The organism is Rhizobium sp. BK181 (assembly GCF_014193305.1).
In the GTDB taxonomy this organism is placed as follows: domain Bacteria; phylum Pseudomonadota; class Alphaproteobacteria; order Rhizobiales; family Rhizobiaceae; genus Rhizobium.
This window is the reverse complement of sequence record NZ_JACHZA010000008.1, coordinates 210,494-221,472: the sequence shown is the minus strand read 5'-3', so window position 1 is coordinate 221,472 and position 10,979 is coordinate 210,494. Positions and strand designations below refer to the sequence as shown.

12 protein-coding genes are annotated in these 10,979 nt (G+C 59.7%); 5 read left to right on the top strand and 7 right to left on the bottom strand.

Annotated elements, in window-relative coordinates:
- A partial coding sequence (locus FHT77_RS19525; protein ID WP_183756561.1) for an HlyD family secretion protein occupies positions 1 to 384 on the top strand: 384 nt, incomplete at its 5' end.
- Positions 385 to 886: 502 nt separating this feature from the next.
- Positions 887 to 1,552 (top strand): response regulator transcription factor, encoded by a 666-nt coding sequence (locus FHT77_RS19520; protein ID WP_183756560.1) that lies wholly within the window; start codon positions 887 to 889, stop codon positions 1,550 to 1,552.
- A 21-nt stretch (positions 1,553 to 1,573) separates the two neighbouring features.
- Here the strand turns inward: FHT77_RS19520 and FHT77_RS19515 are convergent, their stop codons facing one another.
- On the bottom strand, positions 1,574 to 2,476 hold the full coding sequence (locus FHT77_RS19515) for a DMT family transporter (protein ID WP_183756559.1): 903 nt from the start codon (positions 2,474 to 2,476) through the stop codon (positions 1,574 to 1,576).
- 257 nt (positions 2,477 to 2,733) lie between these two features.
- Here FHT77_RS19515 and FHT77_RS19510 point away from each other — a divergent pair, with 257 nt between their 5' ends.
- Entirely contained in the window at positions 2,734 to 3,708 is a 975-nt protein-coding gene (locus tag FHT77_RS19510) for a sterol desaturase family protein (RefSeq protein ID WP_183756558.1), read from the top strand.
- Between the two features lie 110 nt (positions 3,709 to 3,818).
- On the opposite strand, the gene FHT77_RS19505 is transcribed toward FHT77_RS19510, so the two are convergent.
- Positions 3,819 to 4,598: a response regulator transcription factor gene (locus FHT77_RS19505; protein ID WP_183756557.1), complete on the bottom strand. Its 780-nt coding sequence runs from the start codon at positions 4,596 to 4,598 to the stop codon at positions 3,819 to 3,821.
- Between the two features lie 700 nt (positions 4,599 to 5,298).
- Between FHT77_RS19505 and FHT77_RS19500 the strand changes: the two genes are divergently transcribed.
- The gene (locus FHT77_RS19500) at positions 5,299 to 6,111 is read left to right on the top strand and encodes a TIM barrel protein (RefSeq protein ID WP_183756556.1); all 813 of its coding nucleotides are present in this window, start codon (positions 5,299 to 5,301) and stop codon (positions 6,109 to 6,111) included.
- A 14-nt stretch (positions 6,112 to 6,125) separates the two neighbouring features.
- Here the strand turns inward: FHT77_RS19500 and cobM are convergent, their stop codons facing one another.
- Together cobM and cbiE are read right to left on the bottom strand one after the other, a co-directional pair.
- Positions 6,126 to 6,884, bottom strand: coding sequence for a precorrin-4 C(11)-methyltransferase (cobM, locus tag FHT77_RS19495; RefSeq protein WP_183756555.1), 759 nt, complete (start codon positions 6,882 to 6,884; stop codon positions 6,126 to 6,128).
- A gap of 13 nt (positions 6,885 to 6,897) precedes the next feature.
- Positions 6,898 to 8,127 carry a precorrin-6y C5,15-methyltransferase (decarboxylating) subunit CbiE gene (gene cbiE, locus FHT77_RS19490; protein WP_183756554.1) on the bottom strand — a complete coding sequence of 410 codons (1,230 nt, stop codon included), beginning with the start codon at positions 8,125 to 8,127 and terminating at the stop codon, positions 6,898 to 6,900.
- Here cbiE and FHT77_RS19485 point away from each other — a divergent pair.
- Positions 8,126 to 8,896: a cobalt-precorrin-6A reductase gene (locus FHT77_RS19485; RefSeq protein WP_183756553.1), complete on the top strand. Its 771-nt coding sequence runs from the start codon at positions 8,126 to 8,128 to the stop codon at positions 8,894 to 8,896. The genes cbiE and FHT77_RS19485 overlap by 2 nt on opposite strands.
- Here FHT77_RS19485 and FHT77_RS19480 read toward each other — a convergent pair.
- Genes FHT77_RS19480 through FHT77_RS19470 form a run of 3 tightly spaced genes read right to left on the bottom strand, consistent with a single transcriptional unit; the run spans position 8,860 to position 10,978 of the window.
- Positions 8,860 to 9,624, bottom strand: coding sequence for a precorrin-3B C(17)-methyltransferase (locus FHT77_RS19480; protein WP_183756552.1), 765 nt, complete (start codon positions 9,622 to 9,624; stop codon positions 8,860 to 8,862). The two genes, FHT77_RS19485 and FHT77_RS19480, sit on opposite strands and share 37 nt — an antisense overlap.
- Positions 9,621 to 10,349 carry a precorrin-2 C(20)-methyltransferase gene (locus FHT77_RS19475; protein WP_183756551.1) on the bottom strand — a complete coding sequence of 243 codons (729 nt, stop codon included), beginning with the start codon at positions 10,347 to 10,349 and terminating at the stop codon, positions 9,621 to 9,623. Before FHT77_RS19475 ends, FHT77_RS19480 begins: the two co-directional genes overlap by 4 nt.
- Complete coding sequence (locus tag FHT77_RS19470) at positions 10,346 to 10,978, bottom strand: precorrin-8X methylmutase (RefSeq protein ID WP_183756550.1); 633 nt, start codon at positions 10,976 to 10,978, stop codon at positions 10,346 to 10,348. The genes FHT77_RS19475 and FHT77_RS19470 overlap by 4 nt, the downstream gene beginning before the upstream one ends.
- Between the last annotated feature and the right edge of the window lies 1 nt (position 10,979).

Here is a 10,979-nt window from a genome sequence, read left to right as displayed (position 1 = left end):
ATCGCGCCGGGCGCCACCGTCATGTCGGTCGTCCCGAAAAGCGAGCACCTCAGCATCGAGGTCCGCATTCCCCCCGTCGACATCGACCGCGTCTCGCCCGGCCAGCCGGCCCGCATGCGCTTCACCGCCTTCAACCAGCGCACCACCCCGGAACTCCACGGCAAGGTCGACGTCGTCGCCGCCGCAACCACGCTCGACCGCGCCACCGGACAGCCCTACTACCTCGCCTCCCTGTCGCTTAACGACCAGAACCTCCTCAAGGACAACAAGCTCATCCCCGGAATGCCCGTCGAGGTCTTCGTCCAGACCGCCGAGCGAACCGCCCTCTCATACCTCCTCAAGCCATTCACCGACCAAATGATGAAGGCATTCAGAGAGGAATAAGGGGCGGGCGCTGGCGTGACACCACAACACGGGTGAGCTGACCGGACCGACGACGGTTCGACCTCCCAAATCCGTTTCGGGGATTGGTACGCCTCAAGCGCAAGAGCTGGTTGCTCTGTGCCGTCGCCATATCGCGTCTGTATATACTCCTATCGGCGTAGGGTCCGGTAGAGATTGGCGATTTTGCAACGGTGCGGCGAGTGCTATTATTAGAGAGTTTTAAGGAAATAGTCCCGACAGGCTACGGCACTCTTCGGGTTTTGGGCATACGCATTTCCGTTGTCTCCATTGGCGTACACCTCGATTTTCCGGAAAGCCGTCTCCTCCGTTTCTGAATGGATGGCAAGGGGTGTTCTTCGAGATTGCGCATATTTACTTCTGAAACATAATTTGTAGGAAGTGACACTATCCAGTAGTGCGCTAACTTAACTATTACTTAAGTATTAACTTCAAAATTGCATTCCGATGGGCTAGGGTAGTACTTGCAACGGGAGGGACTGGCATGGCGATTTCAGTAGCGTTCGTCGATGATCATCCTATACTACTCGAGGGATTGGTCAGTCTTTACTCGAACAAGGAAGATTTGGCGATCGTCGGCAAGGGCGAAAATGCCGTTGATGCGCTAAAGCTGGTCGAAGAACTTGATCCTGATGTGGTCGTGGTCGACCTGAGTATGCCGGGCGATGCGATTGCCGCGATCGAGATCATGTTGCAGCGCTACAAGCGCACCCGGATCATCGTGTTCACGGCCAGCTCGAGCATCGAGACGGCAATTCAGGTCCTGGGCCTGGGGGTTTCCGGTTACGTGCTGAAAGGCAGCTCTGCATCTGATCTGCACGAAGCCATCCGAACCGTCTACTCCGGCAACACCTTCATCACACCAGGCTTTGCCACCAAGGTCATCATGTCGATGAAGACCGAGGCGCTGCGCCGCAAGACGCAGGTGCATCTCCGGTTGAGCGCCCGCGAGGAGCAAATTGTCGGCTATCTGATGCGCGGCAACACCAACCGTGAAATCGCGACCGGTCTGGATATCAGCGAGAAGACGGTCAAGCATTACATGACGGTCCTCATGCAGAAGCTTGATGCGCGAAACCGGCTCGAGGTGGTCTTGGCCGCTCAGAAGCTCAGCATGGCGCACGAGGCTAGCGCTCCGGCCTACAACTGACGAGGTCAGTGATGGGGACAGCTATGCCGTCAGGCGGCGCGTCGACAGGATCTGCCGACGCTCCCACCACACAAGCGTAAGGCTGGAGGCGACGATCAGCACGGCTCCTGCCACGACATTTGTGGTCGGGACTTCGGACCAGATGAGATATCCATAGAGAAACGCCCAGACGAGGCCGCTGTATTCCATCGGCGCAAGCGTCGAGGCCGGCGCATGGCGGAAGCCCTCATAGAGGAGATACTGCCCGGCGGCAGCGACGAAACCGAGCCCGATCATCAGCACCCACCCGAAAAGATCCGGCGTTTTCCATAACCAGGGCAGCATCGCGCCGCAGGCGACAACGAACAGAAAGCTTGTCGCCATCATCTGATTGAGCGTGCTTTCGGTGCGGCTGACCAGGCGGACGAGCACGGTGCTCCACGCCCAGCAGAAACCCGCGAAGATCACCATTGCCGCAGGCGCGAGGCTTGGCGCTTCAGCAGGATTGGCGGCGAGAAGAACACCCGCGAAGCCTCCCATGCACGCCAGCCAGCGCATCGGTCCGACGTTTTCCTTGAGCACCAGGATGGACAGGAACACCACCATGATGGGGGCCGAGAAATACATCGTTGTAATCTCGGCGAGACCGAGATGGCGTGCCGCCGAATAATAGGCCATCCAGGCGGCAAGCATCAGCCCTGCGCGCAGCAGCAGCGATTTCCGGTGTGGGCTCTTCAGTATCGAGGGATGCCGCAGCCGGCGCACCAGGATGCCGGAAATCGCAACGATCATGATGCTGCGCATGAAGAGGATCTGCGGAACGGCGTAGTCTGCGACCAGCCACTTCACGATGGCATCCTGTATGGCAAAAAGCGAATAGCCGGCGCAGGCAAGTGCAATGCCGAGGAGCGGGCTTGTGGATGGGTCGGAGGATCTTGATTGCATCGACTTGCGAGGGTACAGGGTGTGACTGACGGCGACGCCTATCAGGAAGCAGGCTGGGTGACAATTACGATATCTGACGTTGCAGAAACGCGCGTCACGGCATCGGACACCTTGGCCCAGCGTTTCAAGGCGTTGGGCGCGGATACACCATATCCTACGTGTGACCATCTGACACAAAGTTCCCTTTGGCCCTTGGCGGATGGCGAAATTTGCGATGTAACATGCGCTTCAGATTTTGAGGGTCAGGGTGACTTGAGATGACTGAGGGCAAGTCGCAGCTATACATCGCGACGTCATGGATTCTTTGGCCAGGGCTTTTTGTCGGGGGACTGGTCGGGGCCGGATGGGCCTTTTCGACAGGCGCTCCTTTGTTGTTTTTCAACGTGGTCTATCTCACGATCGTCGCCCTCATCGCCGGCTTCGAGCGGCTCATGCCCTATGAACGGCAATGGCTGAAGCGCGATGGCGAAACCCTCAACGACATTGCCCACACCTTGCTCAGCAAAGGCGGTGTGCAGATCGCAGCGGCGATCGGCGCATCGGCGCCAATGGCGGTTGCGACGGTGCTGCAGCCGTCGTTGAACTCGCCCCTGGCGGTGTGGCCGCATGAATGGCCCCTCGCCCTGCAGGTTGTGCTCGGATTGACGATCGCGGAATTCGGCCTCTACGTCGCCCATCGCGCCGCGCACGAAATTCTTTCCCTGTGGCGCTTCCATGCGCTCCATCACAGTGTCGAACGCCTGTGGGTCGTCAATACGGGCCGCTTTCATATCGTCGACTCGCTCTTCAAAATCGCGCTTAGCCAACTTCCGCTTTACCTGATGGGCGCTCCCTTACCGGTCTTTCTCTGGATCGGCGCGGTGACGGCGTTCATTGGCCTTCTGACCCACTGCAACATGGATGTGACCACTGGACCGCTAGACTGGGTCTTCAGCACGCCGCGCTTGCACCGCTGGCACCATTCGAAGGTGCTTGCCGAAGGAAATACGAACTACGGTGAGAACCTTGTCCTTTGGGATCAGATCTTCGGGACATACTTTAATCCGCCACGCAGACCGCCTGTGGACATCGGCATCAGTGGTCGCGTTGCCGAAGGATTTCTGGGGCAACTCGTCCAGCCGTTTTCGGCCAAGGGTTTCAGGCAGATATTGGGTCGTCGGCACGACCGGCCAGTCCCTGTCATGACTGCAAACGAGCAGCAGAGCCACAGTGAGGTTGGTAACGCGCCCTGATGGTTCCGGAGGGAGCGATGGTGGCGATGCTGCAGACGGCGGCAGTCTCGACTGCGCGCCATCTGTAGAGGTCTTACTGTTGATGTAGACAAAAACGAGCAGAAAAAGAGCTATTCGGCTGCGGTGCTCCAACGACCGTCGTTCTGGAACATGTCGTTGAGCTTGTAGGCGACTTCCGTCCGGTTGGTTGCCTTGAGCTTCTTCATGATGTTCCGGATGTGGACCTTCACCGTGCTCTCGCGCAGATTGAGTTCATAGGCGATGATCTTGTTCGCCTTGCCCTTGCGAAGCGCCTGCACGACCTCGGCTTGTCTCAGCGTAAAGATGCGCGTGAGCTCCTTCGGCCGCTGTGGTTCCGGCATCTTCTCGACACTCGCTGTGGCGACCGGCGCAGAAAACGCGTGACCGGCGAGAATGAAGGTGCCACCTGCGATCGCCAGGGCGATGGCCTCGACACATACCTCGATGCCGACTGAAGTCGGAATGAAGCCGCGTGCGCCGTACTCGAGCATTTTCAAGGTCTGGCTAAGGTCGTCACCATCGGCCAGAATGACCACCGGAGCCGGTGCCACTTCTTCGGTAATGTTTGCGATTTCTTCGGACAGTGCGGCGTCATTTGCCTTGCGCCCGGCGATATTGAGAAGTACAGCGCCAACGGGCCGGCAATGGTCCTTCTTCCTCCGCCAATCCGCGATCGAGCCAACGGCGACAGCGGCCATGCCCAGTCCATTCGCCATCAATGTCGTCGCAAGGCATTCACGCTCGAGTGTCCTTGCGTCGATGATCAGCAGGCACTTGTCGTCCTGCGCACCGGCTGACATTGCCGTTGTGGGCCGAATGCCACTCAATGCTATTCTCCCATTCTCAAATTCCGGGTGTACGTAATTCATACTAGCCTCATACCCCTAGATGCGCGACATGGTTCGCAGCAAGTATTGAAATACTTGAACGGCAGTTACATGAACGCTTTGATGATCCCCAATAGTCAGTCTAAAAGTAGAAACTTGCCTCCAGCGCTATCACGGAACTGTGAATGCCGCATTTCTACTTTATTAAGAAACTACATACTCATTTACTAATACGCAATACAAAAATATTTCCAAAGGTTAACGGCAAAAATTCCAACAAATAAATTTCTACCTAGCAAGAGGTAATTCTGAAATTGCATTTCACTATACTCCCGCAATAGCAGTCTACGCCGAACGGCTAGGTAATCAACAGGAATAAAATTTCTGAAAAATGTTACGAGATCGTCCGCGAAGACATGAAGTTACGCCTAAAAATCGCGTTTTAAACACACCTATGCTTTCAGTTGCGGTCGAACTTTCTGCAAAGAACGAAGTTGTTTCCGGATATACAGCAGTCGGTCGACTCATTATTGACCATAGGTCACCGCTTCCAGCGGCATCAAGGTCCGGCAGTCCATCCCTCGTCGTGAGGCTTTTCTTGCATCGAAGTATTGTTTTCTCGCAGGAATGAAATGCCAAAGTCCTGGTAGGGAGATGGATCAGCGCACGAATCCCGTTAGAAGGTCAACCGGTCGGGCCGCCGGGTGCGGTGTTCGACCGGCACATTTGGGAGGAGACTGACATGGCGCAACTTCATTTCGCGCTCAATCACATGGTGGCGCCACAACTTTCTGTCCAGGATTTCTTTGGGCTCGCAACGTCGCTCGATGTCGATGCCGTCGAGATCCGCAATGACCTTGCCGGCAACGCCATTCTTGACGGCACGTCGCCAGACGCCGTTGCGAAGGCTGCGCGGGAGCATCGGCTGACGATCCTGTCGATCAACGCGCTGCAACGGTTCAACGACTGGAGCCTCGAGCGCAAGGACGAGGCGAAGGACCTGATCGGTTATGCCAGGGACTGCGGCGCCAGGGCACTGGTGCTCGTCCCGAAGAACGACGGAACCGGGCGGGCCGACGGCGAGCGCCAGGAGAATCTGCGCCGGTCGCTGATCGAATTGAAACCATTGCTTGATGCGGCTGAGATCATCGGGCTGGTCGAGCCGCTGGGTTTCGAGATTTGCTCACTCCGGTCAAAGGCGGAGGCGGCTGCTGTGATCGATGCGCTCGAGGCGCGATCGACGTTCCGGCTGGTCCATGACACGTTCCACCATCATCTCGCCGGCGAGGACAGGCTGTTTGCAGAGCTGACAGGCCTGGTGCACATTTCCGGCGTCATTGACCCCTCTGTTTCGCGGTCAGACATGCGCGATCCGCACCGTGTCCTGGTGGACGGGGAAGACCGGCTGGACAATCTGGGACAGATCAAGGCCCTGCTTGCAGCCGGCTACCAGGGACGATTTTCGTTCGAGCCCTTCGCGGCTGAAGTTCACGGGCTCGAGGACCCGTCGAGCTCGCTTCGCGCCAGCATGGACTTCCTCTCGTCGAGCGTTTGACGAGAGCCCCTCCCCTACTCCCGACCGCGAAAGCGCCTTTGATACGAGACGTCATAGAGCGCGCTTTCGCGGAAGTCAGTGATGTCGAGCGACGGACCGACGAAAATGATCGCCGTGCGTTCGACCGGGGTTTCAGCAAACTTTGCCTCGATGTCGCCGAGCGTGCCGCGGATGACCATTTCGTCGGGCCAGGATGCCTTGGCGACAATGGCGACGGGACAGGCGGCGCCATAAATCGGGGTCAGCTCTTTCACAACGCGATCAAGCGCGTGAATGGCGAGATGGATTGCGAGCGTGGCCCCGGTCGCCCCGAACTTCTCAAGGGTTTCTCCGGCCGGCATTGGCGATGCGCGTCCGGAGACGCGCGTCAGCACGAGGCTTTGCGCCAATGCCGGGATCGTCAGTTCTCGACCAAGTGTGGCGGCCGCGGCTGCAAAGGAAGGAACGCCCGGCGTCATTGTATAGTCGATCTCGTGTCTCTGCAGCCGACGGATCTGCTCGGCAACAGCACTCCATACGGATAGATCTCCCGAGTGCAGCCGAGCCACATCGTGGCCGGCCGCCGAGGCGGCAACGTACTCCGCTTCTATTTCATCCAGCGACATAGGCGCGGTATCGATGATGCGGGCGTCCGGCGGGCAATATTGCAGCAGCTCGGGCGAGACGATCGAACCGGCATAGAGACAGACCGCGCAGGATGCGATGAGATCGCGACCACGGACCGTGATCAGGTCGGCGGCGCCCGGTCCAGCGCCAATAAAATGAACCGTCATCTCTTTTTCCTTACTACTTTGTCCAGCGCCACTGCGTGACGGGCATGGCGGGCCGCCAGCCGTTCATTTCGCCGATCGGCGCTACGCGCGCGATATCGATCCGCGTCAGGCAACCGCCATGTTGCCCGTGGAGTGAAAGAAGCAGTGCCTCCATCTCCAGGGTGACCGCGTTGGCGACAAGCCGGCCGCCGGGTTTCAGAGCGCCGATCGTGGTCTCCATGACACCGGCCCCACTCCCTCCGCCGCCGACGAAAATCGCATCGGGTTCCGGCAGGCCCCCAAGCGCCACAGGTGCTGCGCCTTCGACGATCGACAGTCCCGGAACGCCGAAGGCAAGCGCATTGCGCGCAACCCTTGCCGCCCGTTCGGCAGACTGCTCGATAGCGATTGCCCGCAGCGACGGGTTGGCGAGCATCCACTCGATGCCGATCGAACCGGACCCTGCGCCAACGTCCCAAAGCAATTCGCCATGCCGTGGGGCAAGTGCTGACAGCGTGAGGGCCCGTACCTCCTTTTTGGTGATCTGGCCATCATGCTCGAAAAGGCTGTCGTCGAGACCAGGCGTGAAGGCAAGCTGCCGGGCCCCCTCCCCTGCCACCACCTCGATGGCACAGACGTTCAACGGGTTGACGTCAGAAAGATCGAAATCGTCGGCAATCACGCTCCGCTGCCGTTCATGCTGTCCACCAATCGCCTCGAGAAGATGAAGCCGCGACAGGCCGAAACCAAGATCGCGCAGCATCTTGGCCAGGCGGAGCGGCGTCTCGCCATCAGAGGTCAATGCGATGATCCGTCTGTCGTGATGGAGATGCGGCAAAAGCAGCTCCAAAGGGCGTCCATGCAGGGAAAGGCATGTGGCCCCCTGCAGCGGCCATCCGAGGCGGGCGGCAGCGAGGCTGAATGAGGACGGTGCGGGAATGGTTCGGATCTCGCCGGCGCCGATCGATCGGGACAGGGTTGCCCCTATCCCGTAAAGAAACGGATCTCCGGAGCCGAGGACGACAACTGGCATTCCACGGCGCGCGATGACCGCCTCGATTGACCGTTGGAATGGACTTTCCCAGGCCAGCTTAGTGCCGTTGATGATTGGCGAAGCCAGTTCAAGATGCCGTGTGCCGCCGAAGACGATGGTCGCAGCTGATATCAGCGTCTTTGCTTCGTCACCGAGCCCGGCTGGACCATCCTCGCCGATACCGATAATAGTCAGCCAGCGTTCAGCCGGAGCAAAAGACACGTCAGACATGGAAAAGGCCCGTATCCTGATACTGGGTGGCACGGGGGATGCGCGGATCCTGGCGCAGGCGCTTGCCGCGACCGGAGCATACGAGATTTTGCTGTCCTTGGCTGGCCGTACCGAGAAACCGGTGAGTCAGGCCGTACCTGTCCGCATGGGTGGCTTTGGTGGCGCGGAAGGATTGGCCAGCTTTCTCGCCACAGGTAAGTTTGATCTTTTGATCGACGCAACGCACCCCTTCGCCACGCGGATATCGAAGAACGCCGGTGAGGCGTCCAAGGCGGCCGGCATACCCGCTCTCGCTTTGCGTCGGCCGGAATGGAGCGAGGAACTCGACGACCGGTGGACACATGTTGCGTCTATCGCAGACGCGATCGATGCGCTTGGCCCCTCCCCTCGCCGTGCCTTTCTGGCTATTGGTCGCCAGGAGGCGCAGTTGGCGGAAGCAAAGCCCCATCATTTCTATCTCGTGAGAAGTGTCGATCCCGTTGATCCGCCGCTCGCCCTGCCTGCTGTCGAGCTGATCCTCGATCGCGGCCCCTACGTGGTGGAGGACGAGGTAGCGCTTCTGAAGGCCAACCGTATTGATGCGGTTGTCACCAAGAACAGCGGGGGATCGGCGACATACGCCAAGATCGTCGCCGCCCGTGCGCTCGGCATCGAGGTCATCATGGTCAGGCGGGCTGAGAGCGCTGACATGCAGGCGCTTGCCACGGTGGAACTGATGCTCTCGGCGGTCGATCACCTCTTTGCTCCTTCCAGGAAGCGGGGTGTGTAGACGAGATCCGGTCTGCCGTTGCGGGCGATGACACGGGTCTCCTGCGAGCCGATGATCACGCAGGTCGCCATGTCGGCGATGTCGGCGTTAGCGTCCTGAAGCGGTTGAACGGTGATGCTTTCATCGGGCCTGCCAGCTGCCCTTCCGAAAATCACCGGTGTCGTCGGCGGCAGGATGGGGCGGAGGAGCTCGAGCGCCCGGCCGAGCTGCCAAGGACGGGCTTTGCTAATCGGATTGTAGAGAGCGATGACGAAGCCTGCCCGCGCCACCGTTTCAAGCCTATTTTCTATTATATTCCAAGGCTTTAGATTATCAGACAGGGAGATCGCGCAAAAGTCGTGGCCAAGCGGCGCGCCGACGCGCGCGGCGACCGCTAGCATGGCTGTGATGCCCGGCAGGATGACAAGATCGATGTCGCGCCAGCTGGCCGGCCCATTGTCGACAGCCTCACAGACGGCGGCAGCCATTGCAAACACGCCGGGATCGCCGCCTGACACGACGCAGACGTTGGCGCCGTCGGCAGCGGCCTTCAGGGCCTCGGTGGCGCGGTCAAGTTCCTGACGATTGTCCGATGCGCGCCGACGCTGGTCCGGCCTCAGTTCAAGTCGATCGAGATAGGGACCATAGCCATAGAAATCCGTTGCCTCCGAAACGGCAGCGCGCGATTCCGGTGTCATCTGCTCGGGGTTGCCCGGGCCCGTGCCGATTACGAAAAGCTTGCCCGTCATCGCCGTGCTTCCCAACCCGGCACCAGCACCAGCGAAAAATACGGCGCTTCGCCGTCGGGCCGGTCTGCCAGTTTCGTCATTGCCGCATTGGCCATCGTCCCGCGTTCAACGTAGACCGCGTCCGGAAGGCGCCCGGACGCCTCCAACGCACGGCGGATCTTCGGAAGGTTCCGTCCGACCTTCATGATCACCGCCGCCTGGGTGTCAGAAAGCCTGCGCCGCAGCTCCCCCTCCTCCATTGTACCAGGCAGTACGGATAGCACGTCGTCCCCCTGCACGATCGGCAGGCCGGCAAGCGACCAGCATCCGGACATGGCGCTGATGCCGGGTATGACCTCTGTCGGGTAGCGGCTCGCGAGGCGGACGTGGAGATGCATGTAGGAGCCGTAAAACAGCGGGTCGCCCTCGCTAAGGACGGCAACGGTCCGACCGACGTCGAGATGATCGGCGACCGCGGCGGCCGACTCGTCATAGAAGGACGTGATCTGGTTGCGGTAGGACTCGTGCGAGGTCTCGATCTCGGTCGTGACCGGATAATAGAGAGGCAGCAGGATCTTGTCGCCAAGCAGGTGCTCGACGATGGCCTTGCCGTTGCCGCCCCTGCCCCGCTTGGCAAAATAGGCAACGACCTTGGCGGCATCGATCGCCTTGATGGCCTTGACGGTCAGAAGTTCGGGATCTCCCGGTCCGGTTCCGACACCGATGAGACGGCCAGTACCGGTCATAGGCCAGGCCTCGCCAGAGCGTTGATGGCAGCGGCAGTCATGGCGCTGCCGCCGAGGCGACCACGTACGATTGCAAAGGGCACGCCGTAGGCGTTATCGGCAAGTGCATCCTTCGATTCCGCGGCACCGACAAAACCAACGGGCATGCCGATGATCGCAGCCGGCTTAGGCGCGCCGTCTCGCAGCAATTCGAGGAGGTGGAACAGGGCCGTTGGAGCATTGCCGATCGCCACAACGCTGCCTGCGAGGCGGTCCAGCCAGAGGTGGAGTGCGGCGGCTGAACGCGTGTTACCGGTCTGGTTCGCAAGGCCTGGCGTTCGTGGATCATGCAATGTGCAGATCACATCGTTGTGGGCGGGCAGGCGGGTGCGGGTGATGCCATGGGCAACCATTTCGGCGTCGCAAAAGATCGGCGCCCCGTCCTGAAGGGCCATGCGTGCAGCCTTTACCACGCCAGGCGAGAACAGGAAGCTGTCGGCAGCCTGGACAAGGCCGCATGCGTGAATCATGCGAACGGCAACATCGGCCTCCTCTGTCGAGAACCGCGACAGGTCGGCTTCACTGCGAATGATTGCGAATGATCGCTCGTAGATGGTGTCGCCACTCTTAATGTAGTCGTAGTCTGGCATG